We start from the raw sequence: 17016 nt of genomic DNA on the forward strand, positions 1-17016 counted from the left end.
GAGGGTTTCATTCGTCAGATATTGGGCTGGCGGGAATATGTCCGCGGGGTCTATTGGACGATGATGCCAAATTATGCCGATGCCAATGCGTTAGGCGCCAGCCGGCCCCTGCCGGGATTTTACTGGACCGGTGAGACTGATATGCGATGCCTAAGCGAAGCAATCAAAAGCACCCGCGAGACCGCGTACTCTCACCATATTCAGCGGCTGATGATAACGGGAAACTTCGCGTTGCTTGCGGGCATAGCTCCGAGGGAGATCGAACGCTGGTATCTCGCTGTTTACGCCGACGCTGTCGAGTGGGTCGAGATGCCAAATACGCTGGGCATGGCCGTATTCGCCGACGGCGGCAAGATGGCATCCAAACCTTACGCTTCTTCAGGCGCTTACATCAACCGCATGTCAGATTTTTGCGGAGGTTGTGCCTACGATGTAAAGAAGAAGACTGGGCCGAAGGCATGCCCGTTCAATTACCTCTATTGGGCGTTCTTGATTCACAACCAAGCTCATCTTGATAAAAATCCCCGCATGGCGATGCCTTATCGCACACTTGCGAAATGGTCCTCGGAGAAGAAAAGGAATTACTTGAACGAAGCGGGGACCTTTCTCGAATCCCTCACCAACAGTCATTCATCATTAGGTAGAACCCACGAGGAATGAGGTGGTTTAGCAAATGACAACTCTCCTCTGGTTCCGCCGTGACCTCCGCCTCGCCGACAATCCGGCCCTTGATGCCGCCGTCGCGATCGGGCGCCCAGTCATACCAGTCTACATTTGCGATGACGCTGACGCTGACGCTGGCGAATGGTCGCCGGGTGGCGCCTCACGCTGGTGGCTCCATGGCTCCTTGTCCGCTCTCTCCTCAGCGATCGAAGCATGCGGTAACAGGCTCATCCTGAAGACCGGCCCTGCAGAAGCTGTCATTAACGAACTGCTGTCTGAAACCGGCGCTACGAACGTTTTTTGGAATCGGCGTTACGAGCCGTGGGCAACGCGGCGAGATGAAAAAATAAAAACAGCTCTGAAGGGTAAGGGCATAGAGGCGCGCAGCTTCAACGCGGGCCTGCTCCGAGAACCCTGGGCGGTTACCACGCAAAAAGGTGAGCCATACAAGGTCTTCACGCCTTTCTGGAAAGCATTGCGCACTAGCGGAGAGCCCGACCAGCCAAGGCCTGCGCCTCAGCGGATCCCGGCGCCGAACGATTTTGCCGAGAGTGACGGCCTGAACTCGTGGGGGCTGCTCCCGACGAGACCAGACTGGGCGGGTGGCTTGCGGGACACATGGATACCGGGTGAGCAAGCGGCACATTCGCGTTTGCATGACTTCACTGAAGGCGCCGTTTTCGAATACCAGGACAAACGGAACCTGCCTGGGCTTTCCGGCACCTCACGTCTTTCTGCCCACCTACATTTTGGTGAAATCGGGCCACGCCAGATATGGCACGCGGTCGTCGCCAGTGCGCTTGCTCAGACCGGCAGTCCGATGCCTCGGGGTGTCGAGACTTACCTCTCTGAAATCGCCTGGCGGGAGTTCTCTTATCACCTACTCTTTCATTTTCCAGAGCTGCCTTTTAAGCCGCTCCGCGCGGAATTCTCCAATTTTCCATGGGCAAATGATCCTGACGCTCTGTCCGCCTGGCAGCGCGGAGCAACCGGTTATCCGATTGTCGATGCCGGCATGCGTGAATTGTGGACGACCGGCTGGATGCACAACCGCGTCCGCATGATCGTTGCCTCTTTTCTGATCAAGGATCTACTGATCGATTGGCAAACTGGTGAGGAATGGTTTTGGGATACGCTTGTTGATGCCGATCTCGCGAGCAATGCAGCGAGCTGGCAGTGGGTCGCAGGCTGCGGCGCGGATGCGGCACCTTATTTCCGTGTTTTCAATCCCACCATTCAAGGGACGAAGTTCGATCCCGATGGCAGCTATGTCCGGAAGTGGGTGCCGGAAATATCCAAGGTTCCAGACCGATTGATCCACGCGCCTTGGACGGCCAAACCGATTGAACTAGCGGACGCCGGAATTAAGCTCGGCAGAGACTATCCAGCGCCCATCGTCGATCACTCGATGGCACGAAACCGAGCACTCGAGAAATACAAGCTGCTTAAGGCGGGGAACACCGACGAATGATTACGCCGAATTTCCTTCCCTCTTGCTTCCACAGTGCTTCCACGAAGGTAATAGTGCGATTATCACCAGAATCAAAAAGCCCGTAACCTATTTATCTGGACGAAGGGATTGATCGCATCGCGGTCAGCGGGATCGCCATAGAGATCCATATGCACGCGGTGCGGACAACTGACCAGGTCGTAGAGCATCGAGGCTGTGAGTATTTGACAGATCTCAAGGAAGAAACAGGGCAAGTTAGTCTCATTTCTCTTATATTTTTCAAAAAGTAACGGTGCCAACCACCCCTCCAAGACGACGAGCAGATCAGTTTGACGCTTACGACTCCCGCGGCTGACAAACCACTACAGTAACGTTCGGCAAACTTTGGCGAGTGTCGCGCCGCGCCTATCGACCAAAGAGCCAGAAAATCAGACTCAGTACGACGCTAATCAGCAGGGACGTGCCGAGAGGCAAATAGAACCGGAAGTTCTCTCGCTCGATGACAATATCTCCAGGCAGTCGGCCAAGCCCCAGCTTGGCGATAAACGGCCAGAGAAGCCCTGTGGCAATCAATACCAAACCAAAGATGATGAGCGTTCGTGACATGATCCGGGTGTCTCAACAGGCCGGGGACGCTTCGCGCCCCCCACCCCCTGTTAATATCTATATGTGTCATTACCAGCAGACCTTTAGGATCAGAGGCGGCGCGCCTAAAATTCTGCGCGGCCCCGGAGACCCAACACCGCGATCGTGTCCTCCTCAAGGTTGAAGGCGGGATCGACGATAAACTGTAGGCTTGGCGTGACCTGGAACTCCTGGGTTAGCTGTACTCGATAGAACAATTCGATGGAGTATTGCTCCACTGTGCCGAAGTCGACCTGCAGGGTGTCGGTGAACTCTCCCAAGCCATCGCCAACGTCAACTATGATGGGAACGCTGAGCGGGAAGAATGTGCTGCCGACGTCCTTGCGGCTCCAGCTCGCTCCGATGCCGATCACGTCGTTGTCCTGGCCGAACACGTCCTCAAGTGCGACGCCACCGGCCACCATGTGGTCGAGCAGGGCCGGATTGCCCGCGCTTGTGCCTTCAGAATAGCCATATCGGAAGAAGGGCAGTACGTTGCCAACGCGGTGTTCCAGAAAGATTGTGAAACCCCAGCCCTCGGGCGTCATAGCCTTTTCGACGCTGTCCTTGTGCCAAAGCGTGACGTGGTAATCACTGACCTCAATCGGTCCGACGCGCACCTTACGGGTCGGGTCTAAATAGCCAGGATCCCAGCCGATGTCGGCAATTGTGAAGTGCTCGCCGTCACTGAAGAAGCTGTCCAAGCCGGCCCGGTTTTCCTTGCCCTTGGCATCATAAATACCTCCGTGGATATAGATGTCTGGCGTCGGCCGAACGAGCCCAACAGCCCCGAGCCCGAAGCCAACCCAGGAGATCGAGCTATTGAACGTCAGGTTTGAGTCCTGGAAGCCAGATACTGGACTCTTGTATTTGAAGTAGTCGTGGATCACGAACGGTACAGTCTTGCCAAACCGAAAGGCGAGCCGATCTTTCACAATATGCTGGTCCCAGTAGAGTTCGACCAGGGACATCTCGAACTCGTTAAAGAGGCTTCCCGTGAGCCACAATGAGCCGACGTCTGGGCCCAGACTTTGCGGAGGGATCGCACCCATGCGGTGGCGGTCCTGTAATCTGAAGCCCAAGCTGCCCGGATGCTGGGTGCTGCGTCCAAAGAGCTCCCAAGTGCCAGCAATACCTAAAATACCGCCCGATGCTTCGTCCGGACCGGACTTGCCTTCGGCATCAACCAGACCGGCATCAGCCCTCTGGTAGAGCGCGGTGTAGAAAATACCGAAGCCGAGCCCGTGGTCATCGAAGAGCTGATCCTTAAACTCGGTCCAGGGGAGCATCATCCGATCTAAGTTCGGCGCGCGCAGCAGCGTGTCCTTGCGCTTCGCCTCCTTCTCCAACCGGTTCGTGATGTCATCGGGGTTCCGTGTGATGTCCGTTGGATCCACAAACCAAGGTTCAGCATACGAGCCACCCTGCTCTACCGGTTCACCGGGCTGTTGGGCGAGCGCTGGGGTCGCCAACTTGATTGTCATGACTAAGGCCAGGAACAGCCGCACGATGGCCCTCACATCACCGGCCTCGAGACTTAAAGCTAGAGCTCCACAGCAAATCCGGCGGATCTTAGCACTTACGCCGCATAGCAAGCTGTTCAAAGCCCTCATGAAAGTGCATCTTCCGGACACGAACCTAAATCACACAAACCGACTACAGAGCTGATTGAGGGGTTGGATGATACTTTCGAAGGCGGGCGATACGAGCCTGTTACCTCAATACAGAGAGTCTGAGGACGTGTTCGCACGCTTTCTCGTAGCCGCACATGGAGATGCGGATACAGAAGTTACTCGAACCGGATATAACCAACTGATTTAATTGGTAGCGGAGGAGGGACTCGAACCCCCGACACGCGGATTATGATTCCGCTGCTCTAACCAGCTGAGCTACTCCGCCCCAAGGCCAAACGCCCTGTCATCTATATAGGTCAGGGGCTGCCGCGCCGCTATTCGGTCAATTGGCTTTGAAGTCGGCGATATAGAGACCGCCAGTAATTGGTGTCAAGCAAACGCCGCGCAAAGACGCCGCCGCGCGCCGTCATACGCATGGCGCGGACCCGGATGGGCTCAGGCGCCCTCGCCGGCGCTTCCCGCCGGCCCTTGGCCAGCATGTACCGCGCGGCTTGCGGCGCCACCCCGAACCCCGGCTCTTTCACGAAGCGGAGCATGGTGAAAAGGCCGATGGGCCACAGCGACCGGCGCTCCACGAGGCGAAGATCATTGCAGATCAACACGCGGTCGACCTCAAACACCGCATGCCAACCGATGAGATCGGCAAAAGGCGCCAGCTTCTTCTCCAGGAATCCGCGGACGCCCTCTTCCTGGCTGAAATGATTCACCAAAATCACCTCGCCGCCCGGCGCGCAGACCCGCTCCAGCTCCCGCATCACCTTGTCGGGATCAGGCACCACGGTCATGACGTACATCGCCACCACGGTGTCGAAGCTCTCATCGGCAAAGGCGAGCGCGCTCGCGTCCATCTCGTGCAAGCCGTCGACATTGCCGAGCTTCTTCTTGGTGACTTTCTCCTGCGCCTTCTCCAGCATCTCCGGCGAAAGGTCGATGCCCGTGACCGTCAGTTGCTCGCCATAGCCCGGCAGCGACAGGCCGGTGCCGACACCTACTTCGAGCACGCGCCCTTTCCGCTTGTTGATGATCCGGACCGCATGCTTCCGGCCGGCGTCCGCCACCTGACCGAACGTATAGTCGTAGATGGGCGCCCAGCGGCGATAAGCATGGCGCACGGTGTCCGTGTCCACTACGGAACGTTGTGACTCCACTGTGGGATCCTCCCCGACTACAGGCCGCCTATTCGCCGCGGCCTAACGCGACCCGGCCAAGAAAGCCTCTGCCGGCAATGGCGATGCCTGTGCCGCAAAACCGTCCTTGGCCAACCAGGCTCCGTCTTCGGCAGACTTGATCCATCCGCCGCCGAGAAGCCGCTCCCCGCCGCCCATCGCGGCATAAAATACACAGGCCTGTCCCGGGGACACGCCCTCCTCGCCGTCGGCGAGGCTGATCTTGACACTATCATCGTCCAGGCGAACCGTCGCGCGCTGCAGCGGACCCGTGGAGCGGATCCGCGCCAGCACTTCGATGCCCTCCGCCGCCGCCGCGTCGAACGGCTCGTCACCAAGCCAGTTCACGTCGCGCAAGAGAAGCGTCTGGGCACGCAAGGCATCGCGCGGACCGACGACAACCTCGCGGCGGTTTGCGTCGAGCTTCACGACGTAGAGCGGCTCGCTCGCCGCCACGCCAATGCCCTTCCGCTGGCCAATCGTATAATTGATGATGCCGGTGTGGCGGCCAAGCACGCGCCCGTCCACATGAACGATGTCGCCGGGCTCCGCAGCACCGGGACGCAGACGCTCGATCACTTGCGTGTAACGCCCCGTGGGCACGAAGCAGATATCCTGGCTGTCCGACTTCTCGGCGACCGCGAGCCCATAGTCGCGTGCCAGCTTGCGCGTCTCTTCCTTCGGCAGGTCCCCAAGCGGAAACCGCAAAAAGGCAAGCTGCTCCGGGGTCGTATTGAATAGAAAGTAGCTCTGGTCGCGATCCTTGTCCTCGGCCCGGTGGAGCTCCCACCCGGACGCGCCCGGCATGCTCTTCACGTAGTGCCCGGTTGCCAGCGCCGCGGCGCCGAGGCCCTCGGCAGTCTGAAGCAAATCGTGGAACTTGATCTTCTGGTTGCACGCCACGCACGGCACCGGCGTCTCGCCGTTGAGATAGCTGTCGGCGAACTCGCCCATGACGGCCTGCGCGAAGCGCGCCTCGTAATCGAGGACGTAGTGCGGAATCTGAAGCGTCTCCGCGACCCGCCGCGCATCCTGAATGTCCTGGCCCGCGCAACACGTGCCTTTGCGCCCAACGGCCTGGCCGTGGTCGTAAAGCTGCAGCGTGATCCCGACCACGTCGTAGCCTTGGGCCTTCAGCAGGGCCGCAACCACGGAGGAATCGACCCCGCCCGACATGGCGACAACCACGCGGTGATCGGCCGGGCGGCCAGGAAGGTGCAAACTGTTAAGCATTCTCGGCTTCAATAATAATGGCGATCCAGGAGTTCTCGAAGGATCCTGACGGCAAATGATCTTGCCCGTCCCACAGTATAAGGGGCCATATCGGACCCGTGTGGCCTTCGAGGCAACCCCTACCCGGAGCAGAACATAGGGAGCGACCCCTTGGGAAGCAAGGCTATTGGCGCCTCCGGTGCCTGCCAGGGCGACTTCGAGGGGAGCGGAAGTTTCAGTGAATTCAGCAAGTTTTGGCTATTTCCTTGCCGCTTCTTTTACCCCACAGCTTAGGCAATTCTTAAATGGGGCTCTGCTAGCGTCCGCCTAGATTTAAGATCATCGATTTTGTGAGTGTTGCGTACGATGACTGAACATTACAGGCCGCGTGTCAGATATGTGATTGGACCGGACGGCAGCCCGCTGACCGTCGCCGACCTGCCACCCAAGAATACCAAGCGGTGGGTCATCCGCCGGAAGGCCGAGGTTGTGGCCGCCGTGCGTGGTGGTCTGCTGAGCCTCGAGGAGGCCTGTGAGCGCTATACGCTCACCGTGGACGAGTTCCTGAGCTGGCAGCGCTCCATCGATAAGCACGGCCTGCCTGGCCTGCGCGCGACCCGCATTCAGGACTATCGCAGCGGCTAACGGCCCGCCGATACATCTTCTGAGATTTCCTTGATGGCCGGGTCCCAAGCCCGGCCATTTGCACGTCCGGGCTCGCTAGCGCGCCGCAGGCTAGCCTGCGACCTTCGGCCATTTCTTGCTGCAATCCTTCTGTCCGCTCTTCCAGCGGTTGACGTCGAACTGCATCTTTGCCGCCTGCTGCGGCGTCATGGTGAGGTTCCGCGAGGTCACCGCCGTTTGGCTGCCTTGCTGGGCAAAATCGATCGAATAGGCGAGCTTACCGGCCCGACCAAGATTGCGCTTGTCGTGGATGGTGATCTTCACCTTCTGGCCGTCGGGGCTCACATCGGCACGGTAGACATGCTCGGGGAAAAGCGGGGCGCTGGGGTTGAACCAGCAGCTCTTGATCCGCCCGCCGAGCAGTACATAGGCATCGACAGGCTTGGCCGTCGCGATCGACATGCGGGTCGTGTTGTAGGCGGGCACGGTACCGACGGCCTCGGTCGCGGCAACGTTCGCGGTGGACTCAGCCACGCTGGCACTGCCCGTGGACCGACCGCCACAGGCGGTCACCCAAAGGGCCGCGAGCCCAAGCGCCAGCATCGTCGCGCCCAACCTGAACACGCTATGTCCCTTCAAGAGAATCACCAGCGGTCAGTCTCTGAAGTTCACATATTGGAGCGGCAGCTCAAGCGGAAGCCCTTTAATGTGCTCGATCACGGCCTGTAGATCGTCCCGCTTCTTGCCCGTGACCCGCAATTCGCTGCCTTGGATGGCGACCTGGACCTTGAATTTGGCGTCCTTGACGCTCTTGACGATGCGCTTGGCCAGCTCCTTGTCGATGCCTTGGCGGATGATCGCCTTTTGGCGCATGGACTGGCCTGCGGCCTTCTCCGCTGTCTGATAATCGATAGCCCCTGCCTCGATCTTGCGGCGCGCCAGATGGCCCTGGAGGAGCTCGTGCATCTGCTTGAGCTTCAGGTCATCGTCGGCGTTGATGGTGATCTCCGCCTCCTTGCGCTCGATTTTGCACTGCGACCCCTTGAAGTCATAGCGCTGGCTCATCTCACGCACCATGTTGGCGAGAGCGTTATCGACCTCTTCGAGGTCGGTCTTGGATACGATATCGAATGACGGCATGGACCCTTCCCGCGCTCACAGACTGACCTGGATACTAGCCACCTGAGACGCCGGACGCGAGCGGTCCCCGTGGGCAGCAAGCCACGGGCCACTCGACAGGCCTCAGGACCGCTGAAAGTCGGCTAGCTGGCTGCGCGGCGAGCGCCCACCGCCACGAGATCCGCAGGCGCGGGGGTCTCAACACGGACCCGATCGCTGTCGCGCGCCTGAAGGAGCTCGATCTTCTTTAGCTCCTCAACGGCCTCGTCCAGCTCCGCGCGCGCGGCCGCAAGCTTGGCATCCAGGCCGGCCACGGAATTCGACAGGTTATCCCGCCGCTGGATCGCCGCCTTGGCGAAGGTTGGATAGGCATAATGATTGACGTCGGAGACGCCGGCCCGCTCTTGCTCAATGGCAATCTGCCGATCGAGGTCGGAAACCATGGTGTTGAACTCGCCGATCATGGATTCGATTTCGGCGACTTTTCGGCACTTCTCCTCGACTTCGAAGCGCTTCAACCGGATGACTGCGTCGCGTGACTTCATAACTCAATACCCTCAGCCTGCTCGGGCCCCGCTCACGGAGATACAATTACCATGCCAGCGGCGCGCTCCGGCTGAGCCATTGCCCAAAGAACAATGCGACCCCCAAAGCGAACCTAGGCCTTCTTTCGAGGACTGGTCCCCCTGCCCCACTCTCCAGATCATGGCCGACAGGCCTTAAGGGCCGGTAAACCATATGGGTTGCATTTAAAGGATGGGCCACCCCGCCTGAGGTAGGGATGGTTAGCGAGTGTGGTTAGCAGGCTTAGCTTTTGTTAACTATTGGCCACTAATTTATTGATTCGAATTAACCAATCTGCGTCCGACGTACTGGGTCAGGGGATAACCAGGACATTGAGAATACGGGGGAATTAAAAAATGCGGGTTCTTCTGATCGAGGACGATAGCGCCACGGCTCAGAGCATCGAACTAATGCTCCAGTCGGAAGGCTTTAACGTCTACAAGACCGATCTAGGCGAAGAAGGCGTCGATCTTGGTAAGATCTACGACTACGACATCATTCTGCTCGACATAAACCTTCCGGATATGAGCGGTTACGAGGTCTTGAAAACCTTGCGGGTCAGCAAGGTACAGACCCCGATCCTGATCCTCTCCGGACTGGCTGGGATCGAGGACAAGGTCCGGGGCCTGGGCTTCGGGGCCGACGACTACATGACCAAGCCCTTCCATAAGGACGAGCTCGTTGCCCGCATCCACGCGATCGTGCGGCGCTCGAAGGGCCACGCCCAGTCCGTCATCCAGACAGGCGGCCTGAAGGTCAATCTGGACACCAAGACGGTCGACGTGAACGGCCAGCGGGTCCACCTGACCGGCAAGGAATATCAGATGCTTGAGCTGCTCTCTCTGCGTAAGGGCACGACCCTGACCAAAGAGATGTTCCTGAACCACCTCTATGGCGGCATGGACGAGCCCGAGCTCAAGATCATCGACGTCTTCATCTGCAAGCTGCGCAAGAAGCTCGCTGCGGCGACTGGCGGCAAGCACTACATCGAGACGGTCTGGGGCCGCGGCTACGTGCTGCGCAACCCCGAGGAGGAGTCGGACGCCGGCACGGACGAAGCCGCCGCCTAACCTCACTCAGCAAATTTTGAGATACGTCAATGGCCGGGCTAGTCCCGGCCATTGTCATTTTGGGGATCCGATTCAGCGATTGGCAACGCCGAGGGCTAGCAGTGTCCCGGTCTTGATATCGGCCCGCCCCGGCATAGAGGAGTCCGCGGCCGCGTATTCCGCCAAGAGCTGTGCCAGCGTCAGACCGCGGGCCCTCGCCAACGCCTCGAGCAGATCGGCCGTCGCGCGATCCAGCTTGACCTCGCGGAACTTAGCCTCCTCCGAAACCACCTGATCCTCGCTCCTGACGGCGGAACCAGCCGGCCGTGTGTGGCCCCGGCGGGCCGCGACGTCATGCGCCAGATGGTAGATACCGTGGTAGCCCTCTGAGACGGGCGAGAAGTCGTGCGACACGCCCCTGACGGTCTCCGCGGAGCCAAGGACGAGATAGCCATCCGTCGAAAGCTGACGCGCCAGACGCGACAGGACAGTGCGGCGCAGGTCCGGAAGATGGCGTTGAGCATCTCGGCATCGTTGGGCGCCTGTTCGAAGCGCACCAGATTGACGTCGAGCTCGTCGAGCCGCTCAGCCGTCTCGGTCAGGAATTCCGCCAGTAAATCGTCCATGACTCGCCCTTGGCGCGAATCAGGGTGATTCGCGCCTTATAACCCTGCAGACAAGGTCGGAATTGTCGGCGAATTCTGTTTACGCTTCGTTTACCAGCCGGGGCGATTTCGCCGAAATCGGCGAATTCCTGAAGCTCAGGCGGCCTTTAGAGTGACCTCATCGTCCTCAGCCTGAGCGGTCAGGCTGAGCCCTGCCGCGGTGGCCACCCGGCTTGCGTAATAGGGCTGGATCGAGTGGGCGTCGATTTCGACCCCATTGCTCCCGGACAATAGCGCCGTAACCTGCTCGTTGAGGCGCGCTGCCTTGCCCTTGGCCCGAACTGTGAAGGAAACCGCCTCCGGCGGGTTGCCCGCGATCTCGACGCTCACCGTGCCGCCGCGCGGCAGGGCCACGACGCCGAGCGCCACAAGATTGAGCAGCGCCTTGACCTGATTTTTGGGCAAGGTGACCACAGGCCCTTCCCAGATCACCTCATGCTTGCCGGTTCCCGCCACGAATTCGCGGGAGACTTTCTCCGCGTCGCGAAGATCGATCTCCGCCCCCGCGGACCCCGCGGCGCCAAAGGCCAGACGCGCGAATTGCAGCTTCGCGGATGCCTGCGTTGCGCTCTTGCGGATCAGGTCCATGGCCGCTTCCCGCATGTCAGCATCCTGCTCCTCGCCAAGCATCTCCAACCCGTTGGAGATTGCCGCAACGGGATTGATGACGTCGTGACAGATGCGGCTGGAGACGAGCGCCGCAAGCTCAAGATCGGTGAGCCCCGTCGGCTCTGTCATGAAATTCTCCCTTCGCTTCCGCGGCAATCCACTGAGATGACGTGGCGGCCACCCAAATTTTTGGTACAGGAGGGTGCAATCGGCGTAACGACAGTACGCACTCGGCGTAATAACGAATCAGCACCCTTTGGAGCATCTTGCCTTGTCAGCACCAAGACGCACAACCGCCCTCACCTCCCAGGCCGGAACCGATTTTGATCTAGGCCAGGCAGCGGCCGTCCTCACGGATGCAGCCGCCAAGGCGGGTGCGGCGATCATGGCGCACTATGCCGGTCCCGTGGAGGTCGAAACGAAGGACGATGAGTCTCCAGTGACCAAAGCGGATCGCGACGCGGAAGCGGCGATCCTCCCGGTCCTGGCGGCGCTGGCCCCTTCCATATCCGTGGTCTCCGAGGAGACCGCAGCGGACCGGACAGAAGCGCTCGGGCAACGCTTCTTCCTCGTCGACCCGCTTGACGGCACCAAGGAGTTCATCAAGAAGCGCTCGGACTTTACGGTCAATGTGGCGCTGATCGAAGAGGGGCGCCCCCGCTTTGGGCTCGTCTATGCCCCGGCCCGATCGCTGTTGGCCGTCACGACCGCCGACGGCGTGGTGGTCGAGGCCGAAATGGCACCCAGCGCTGCCGGCGCCGATCTCGACGCCCTCCCGCAAAAGCGTCTTCATGCCCGCGCGGGCGACCCCAAGGCCCTGACGGCGCTCGTGAGCCTTTCGCACCTCGACCCCAAGACCGAGGCATTCCTGGAAGGCCTGGATATCGCCGAGCGGTCCAGCGCCGGCTCTTCGGTGAAATTCTTGGAGATCGCGAGAGGGAACGCGGACGTCTACCCGCGCTTCGGCCCGACCATGGAGTGGGACACCGCCGCCGGCCAAGCGGTTCTGGAGGCCTCCGGCGGCCGGGTTGTCGATATGGAGGGCAACCGCTTCGGCTACGGCAAGACGGAAGATGGCCTACGAAATTCAGGCTTCGTCGCCTGGGGGCGCACGATCTTAACGCCCCAGTAACCCACCCACCGTTTGGTAACTGTTTCGGTCAACAATTGGTCGCGGACAGTATTTGTCCCGCCCGCCGGCAGGGGCGCCGGTTTCAGTCTCGAGGGTCACTCGTCATGCGTATCAGCACCCTTACGATTGCCGCTTCGTCGGCAATCCTTCTGACTTGCTTCTCACTCACCGCATCGGCCCAGGATGACCAGATGGTCATTACGCCGGAGTCGTATGCGGACATGATCGACGGTCGAGAACCGAGCCAGCTACCGCCGCCGCGCTCAAGCGGTGCGGAAAGTGCCGGCACTCCCGCCACCTATCCGCAAGGGGGCGTCACTGAGACCTATCAGCCCTCCAACGGGTACGCCTCCGAGACGCTGCCCGGCAGCGATGACGATACCTTCTCCGTGGAGGAAATCTCAGGCGCGGGACACCGCTTCTTCGGCAAGGTCTCCGTGGGCTTCGCCAAAGCGGTCGAATACGCCTTTCAGAAATCCGGGCGCCCAAACGGCTATATCTTGGGTGAAGAGGCCGGCGGGGCCTTCGTCGCTGGGCTGCGCTATGGCGAAGGCATCCTCCACACCAAGGACGCGGGCCAGCACCGCGTCTTCTGGCAAGGGCCTTCCGTTGGCTATGATTTTGGCGCCGCAGGCTCCAAGACCATGGTCCTGGTCTACAATCTCAGCAACCCGGCCCAGATCTACGACAGATTCGCCGGGGTCGACGGCTCCGCCTATTTCATAGGCGGCGTGGGCGTCACCTATCTGGAGGGGGACAAGCTGGTTCTGGCCCCAATTCGCTCCGGCGTCGGCCTTAGGTTGGGCGCAAATATCGGCTACCTCAAATATACCCGCCAGCCCACCTGGAATCCGTTCTAGATTGGCGCTAGGAAAGCTTAGGAAGATGGGCTCGCGGGGGCGTTTGATCTTGGCGGGCCTGCTTGAGCTTGCCTAAAATGCGCCGGTAGAGACGCTTGGGCGCTAGTTTCGGGGAACCCTGGTTTTGATGATCGAGTGGTTCATGTTCGGGGCGTTGGGCTTCTTCTTGGGATGCCTGCTCGCCCTCATGCTTGCTCCTCCCTTGTGGAACCGTGCTGTCAAGCTCACCACGCGTCGGCTTGAGGCGACGATGCCATTGACGCTCGCCGATATTCAGGCCGACAAGGACCAGCTGCGCGCTGAGTTCGCCATTGAGCTGCGCAAGGTCGAAGTCGCCCTCGACAAGTCCAAAGAGAAGGCCGCGCGCGAGCTGATCGAGGCCAATAAGCGCCGGGTCGAAATCCAGGAACTCAATACCGAGATTGCCGGCGTCAAAGGCAAGCTCACCGAAAGCCAGAACGCCAATCGCGTCCTCCAGCAGACGATCAAGCGGCGCCTGCCGGATCTCGACACACGGCTCAAGGCAGCCAAGAAGGCGCTGGCTGATCTTGAAAACGTCAACGCCGAGCTGCGCAACACCGTCGCCTCCCAGTCAGAAGCGCTGAAGATTGCCCGCAGCACGGTTCAAAATCAGCGCGCCGACATTGACCGGTTGCGCTTGTCGCTCGAAAGCGGCAGCGCTGGCAGTATGCGCGGATCGTCGAAGTCCGATGGGCGGGCGGTCGCCGAAAGCCAGCGTCTCGCTGCCGAACTGTCGCGGGCCACGGAAGAACTCGAGCGCGCCAAGACGGGCGCCGAGGAAATCGCCTTCTTGCGCCGCGAGTTGAACCGCCTCGCCTCGCACATCATGACCGCCGCACGAAACCAGGCACAACACGCTCAGCCTGCCGCGGCCGCACAAGAGCACGCGGAATACGCGCAGAGCGATACCACCAGCGAGGTCACGACCGAGGATGCCGCTTGGCACGCCGAGGCTGGAAACGGCGAGGCCGCCGAGCCTATGGCCGAGGAGGCACCCGAAGAGATCGTGGCCGCCGAGGGCGAGCATATGGAATATGCCGAGGCTGAAGCCGAAGTAGAGGTTGAGGCCGAAGTCGAGGTTGAAGCTGAAGCAGAAGCCGAGATCGAGCACGAAGTTAAAGCCGAAGCCGAGGTTGAGTCTGTGGAACAGGCTCGGTTTGAGGACGCGGTTGAGTTTGAAGAGGCCGATCCGGAGACCCATGCCGAGATCGAACCTGACGAGTACGAAGACGTGCCCCATGAAGGGCACGACGAAGAGGTGTACGCCGAAGAAGACGCGGACGAGGACGAGGCCGAGCAGCGGACCAGCCTCGCGCAACGCTTTGCCGCCCGCAGATCCAAGCGCGAAAAAGGCGGCAGCCTGACCAGCCGGCTGCGCGGCGTTGTCGCCAAGGCGCCTGAAACGCGGGCCTAAGAGTCAGGTCTCAAGAAAACTCCGCTCCCCATCCTGCAATCTGAGCGCAGTCAATCGGCCGCTGAATACCGCGCCGGTGTCGATGCCGATGCGATTGGGCCGCATGACGGGTTCAAGCGCGGGCGTGTGCCCATGCACCACGACCTTGCCGAAGCTTTTCGTCGACCCGAGAAACTCATCCCGGATCCAGATCAGGTCTGTCTCGCTCTGTGCCTCGAGCGGAACACCCGGCCGTACGCCTGCATGGACGAAGAGATAGTCGTCTGCGGGGATCAGGAGATCCAAGCCCTGCAAGAAATGGAGATGCGTTGCGGGCAACGCTGACGCAAAGGCCTCGCGCCACGCCTCGGGTGCCGCACGCACTTCCTTTAGCCAGCCGACATCGACCCCATAGGACGCCATGGTCTCCTCGCCGCCGTTATAGCGCCATTGATCGAGCCGACTTGCATCGGCGAGAAAACCGAGCAGAAGCGCTTCGTGGTTGCCTTTGAGAAAATGCGCGGAGAAATCTGATGGCAAGCCGTGGAGCAGGATCTCGACGACGCCGCGGCTATCCGGACCACGGTCCACGTAGTCGCCAAGAAAAATCAGCCGCTTCTTGGCAGCCAAACGCATCGCGGCATCCGCCTCGATCTTGAGAAGAAGCTCTGCCAAGAGGTCGGACCGGCCGTGAATATCGCCCACGGCATAAATCAGCTCGCCCTCTGGCACGGAAGCAAACTCTCCCGATTAGGCAGCGCCCGATGCGACGAGTTCCCGATAGAGCGGTGCCGGAAAGCTGAACACCGTGCTCACGCAATTCGATTTGAGCCCGATGAACAGGACCATCTTCCCGTCGCGAAGCTTATCGTCTTCGGTGATGACGTACAGCTCCTCGACGCGAAGCGGCGGCAAGCCCTTCAACAAGGCCGCCCGCTCCTCGAACGCCTTGAGGCTCTCGCCTTCGAGGTGATCGAACTTCGCGTGCACCCGCGCGATGGCGCTGCGGATCTCGCTCTTCGACTTGCAAGGAACCGCCGGGGCCTGCGGCCCCGCGCCGTTATAGTAAGTCGTGCCGTAGGTCTGCACGATCGGACCAAGCCTCTCGGAGTAGGCCCGAAAGCCCACGAACCCCAACAGCGTGACCGCGATCGCAAGACCAGTTGCAATCTTCGACCAGAGTGGCATGGCCAAATCTCCTCTAAAGAGAGGGCCTCCAATCGAACCAAGGACGCAGCGATAAGGCGTTACGCCCTAAATCTCCGCGTCAACCTCACAGCGTACCGTGTCCCGGTGTCCGCATTCGGGCATCTTCCACGCGATGACGTCGCCCGTCCGCGTATCGACGATCGGCACAGGGCATGCGACACGCCAGAACCGGTACTTTGAACCGCGGTGACTGGCGTCCCACTGGGTACCCAGCATGATACCCGATCTTTGGCACCGCTGCAGGTTAAACGGCTGCCGGGCGGCGCCCAAGGCTTCCGCCCGATCGTAGAGCTGAACCTCCTGCCGCCGGCACACCATCATGGAGTGCTCGGTGGCCCATTCGAGGTTCTCGTAGCCTGTGTACTTGGCGTTGTGATCTTCAGGCCCCGCGCTGACGGTCTTACAGACGATCAGGACGACGGCGGCTGGCATGGGGACAGGCATGGCTCAAGCCCCCCGCGCGAGGTTGGCGCCCTGAAATGGAGCGTTGAGCTTAGGTAGCAGTGCCGTTGGCGGCTGTGCCGTCACGGCCAGGGTAAGAGTAGTCGGCATCTTGGCCCCCTCTCTATAGGGTTGCACTAACGCCACTCCCTGAGATCCTTTACGGACCGTGGTACCTCCCTAACTCCCTAGACCGGTTGGAACTTGCGTTCGCCTCATCAGGCTGATGCTGCACTGCAGCATCCCGCCGGATGTGTTCCACAGTTAAGTATGCACTCAGCCAGTTTCACGCCAGGTAAACGCCCTGCGGCTGAGTGCCACTAAGTCCGTGGATTCGCGCTTCATTTGCGTTCCCTTTTCCGGCCAGAAGGCTGGAGACGCCGCGCTCGAGCGCTGATCAGCCTTCGCAATCCAATGCTGCACCGCAAAAAACTGATTCGCAAGACTGACATAAGCCTACGCCGATCGATCCCCCGCCGATAGAGCAGAGAAGCAACAGAAGTCAGAGAATTGCCAAAGCCTTGGCCAGCTGCCATGGCCCTTTGCGCAAGGATTGGGCAGGTGCAACCCATGAGTTTTCC

General features: G+C 60.3%; 18 protein-coding genes, 1 tRNA gene and 1 pseudogene. 7 read left to right on the plus strand and 13 right to left on the minus strand.

Annotated features, from left to right (window positions below):
* Both ABY454_RS09765 and ABY454_RS09770 read left to right on the plus strand, forming a co-directional pair.
* Nucleotides 1–660 (plus strand): annotated as a pseudogene (locus ABY454_RS09765) (cryptochrome/photolyase family protein); the annotation flags it as partial.
* A gap of 13 nt (nt 661–673) precedes the next feature.
* The gene (locus ABY454_RS09770) at nt 674–2134 is read left to right on the plus strand and encodes a deoxyribodipyrimidine photo-lyase (protein ID WP_372930245.1); all 1461 of its coding nucleotides are present in this window, start codon (nt 674–676) and stop codon (nt 2132–2134) included.
* A gap of 384 nt (nt 2135–2518) precedes the next feature.
* Here ABY454_RS09770 and ABY454_RS09775 read toward each other — a convergent pair whose 3' ends face one another.
* The 5 genes from ABY454_RS09775 to mnmA form a co-directional block, all read right to left on the minus strand.
* Nucleotides 2519–2719, minus strand: coding sequence for a DUF2905 domain-containing protein (locus ABY454_RS09775; RefSeq protein WP_372930246.1), 201 nt, complete (start codon nt 2717–2719; stop codon nt 2519–2521).
* Nucleotides 2720–2823: 104 nt separating this feature from the next.
* Entirely contained in the window at nt 2824–4257 is a 1434-nt protein-coding gene (locus ABY454_RS09780; protein ID WP_372930247.1) for a carbohydrate porin, read from the minus strand.
* A 302-nt stretch (nt 4258–4559) separates the two neighbouring features.
* Nucleotides 4560–4636: transfer RNA gene (locus tag ABY454_RS09785), tRNA-Met, on the minus strand.
* 49 nt (nt 4637–4685) lie between these two features.
* Complete coding sequence (locus ABY454_RS09790) at nt 4686–5519, minus strand: class I SAM-dependent methyltransferase (RefSeq protein WP_372930248.1); 834 nt, start codon at nt 5517–5519, stop codon at nt 4686–4688.
* A 42-nt stretch (nt 5520–5561) separates the two neighbouring features.
* Nucleotides 5562–6770, minus strand: coding sequence for a tRNA 2-thiouridine(34) synthase MnmA (mnmA, locus tag ABY454_RS09795; protein WP_372930250.1), 1209 nt, complete (start codon nt 6768–6770; stop codon nt 5562–5564).
* Nucleotides 6771–7115: 345 nt separating this feature from the next.
* Between mnmA and ABY454_RS09800 the strand changes: the two genes are divergently transcribed.
* On the plus strand, nt 7116–7394 hold the full coding sequence (locus ABY454_RS09800) for a DUF1153 domain-containing protein (RefSeq protein ID WP_372930252.1): 279 nt from the start codon (nt 7116–7118) through the stop codon (nt 7392–7394).
* 90 nt (nt 7395–7484) lie between these two features.
* Here the strand turns inward: ABY454_RS09800 and ABY454_RS09805 are convergent, their stop codons facing one another.
* The 3 genes from ABY454_RS09805 to ABY454_RS09815 all read right to left on the minus strand — a co-directional run bounded on the left by ABY454_RS09805 (nt 7485) and on the right by ABY454_RS09815 (nt 9037).
* Nucleotides 7485–7997, minus strand: a complete 513-nt coding sequence (locus ABY454_RS09805; protein WP_372930253.1) for a hypothetical protein — start codon at nt 7995–7997, stop codon at nt 7485–7487.
* Between the two features lie 30 nt (nt 7998–8027).
* Complete coding sequence (locus ABY454_RS09810) at nt 8028–8513, minus strand: YajQ family cyclic di-GMP-binding protein (RefSeq protein ID WP_372930254.1); 486 nt, start codon at nt 8511–8513, stop codon at nt 8028–8030.
* Nucleotides 8514–8635: 122 nt separating this feature from the next.
* Nucleotides 8636–9037 carry a flagellar export protein FliJ gene (locus ABY454_RS09815; RefSeq protein WP_372930256.1) on the minus strand — a complete coding sequence of 134 codons (402 nt, stop codon included), beginning with the start codon at nt 9035–9037 and terminating at the stop codon, nt 8636–8638.
* Nucleotides 9038–9412: 375 nt separating this feature from the next.
* On the opposite strand from ABY454_RS09815, the gene ctrA reads away from it, so the two are divergent.
* Nucleotides 9413–10126, plus strand: coding sequence for a response regulator transcription factor CtrA (gene ctrA, locus ABY454_RS09820; RefSeq protein ID WP_372930257.1), 714 nt, complete (start codon nt 9413–9415; stop codon nt 10124–10126).
* Between the two features lie 72 nt (nt 10127–10198).
* Here the strand turns inward: ctrA and ABY454_RS09825 are convergent, their stop codons facing one another.
* The gene (locus ABY454_RS09825) at nt 10199–10519 is read right to left on the minus strand and encodes a hypothetical protein (protein WP_372930259.1); all 321 of its coding nucleotides are present in this window, start codon (nt 10517–10519) and stop codon (nt 10199–10201) included.
* Between the two features lie 347 nt (nt 10520–10866).
* Nucleotides 10867–11508, minus strand: a complete 642-nt coding sequence (gene chpT, locus ABY454_RS09830; RefSeq protein WP_372930260.1) for a histidine phosphotransferase ChpT — start codon at nt 11506–11508, stop codon at nt 10867–10869.
* Between the two features lie 142 nt (nt 11509–11650).
* On the opposite strand from chpT, the gene cysQ reads away from it, so the two are divergent.
* The 3 genes from cysQ to ABY454_RS09845 all read left to right on the plus strand — a co-directional run bounded on the left by cysQ (nt 11651) and on the right by ABY454_RS09845 (nt 14806).
* Nucleotides 11651–12511 carry a 3'(2'),5'-bisphosphate nucleotidase CysQ gene (gene cysQ, locus ABY454_RS09835; protein WP_372930262.1) on the plus strand — a complete coding sequence of 287 codons (861 nt, stop codon included), beginning with the start codon at nt 11651–11653 and terminating at the stop codon, nt 12509–12511.
* 104 nt (nt 12512–12615) lie between these two features.
* A complete protein-coding gene (locus tag ABY454_RS09840) occupies nt 12616–13371 on the plus strand; it encodes a DUF1134 domain-containing protein (protein ID WP_372930264.1) in 756 nt (251 codons plus the stop codon).
* A 127-nt stretch (nt 13372–13498) separates the two neighbouring features.
* Nucleotides 13499–14806 carry a hypothetical protein gene (locus ABY454_RS09845; RefSeq protein ID WP_372930266.1) on the plus strand — a complete coding sequence of 436 codons (1308 nt, stop codon included), beginning with the start codon at nt 13499–13501 and terminating at the stop codon, nt 14804–14806.
* A gap of 3 nt (nt 14807–14809) precedes the next feature.
* Here ABY454_RS09845 and ABY454_RS09850 read toward each other — a convergent pair whose 3' ends face one another.
* From ABY454_RS09850 to ABY454_RS09860, 3 genes are all read right to left on the minus strand, one after another.
* Nucleotides 14810–15517: a metallophosphoesterase family protein gene (locus ABY454_RS09850; RefSeq protein WP_372930268.1), complete on the minus strand. Its 708-nt coding sequence runs from the start codon at nt 15515–15517 to the stop codon at nt 14810–14812.
* 18 nt (nt 15518–15535) lie between these two features.
* A complete protein-coding gene (locus ABY454_RS09855; protein ID WP_372930269.1) occupies nt 15536–15973 on the minus strand; it encodes a hypothetical protein in 438 nt (145 codons plus the stop codon).
* 66 nt (nt 15974–16039) lie between these two features.
* On the minus strand, nt 16040–16426 hold the full coding sequence (locus tag ABY454_RS09860) for a hypothetical protein (RefSeq protein ID WP_372930271.1): 387 nt from the start codon (nt 16424–16426) through the stop codon (nt 16040–16042).
* Nucleotides 16427–17016: the final 590 nt, after the last annotated feature.

It is taken from the genome of Methyloceanibacter sp. (assembly GCF_041573655.1).
Taxonomy (GTDB): Bacteria; Pseudomonadota; Alphaproteobacteria; order Rhizobiales; family Methyloligellaceae; genus Methyloceanibacter.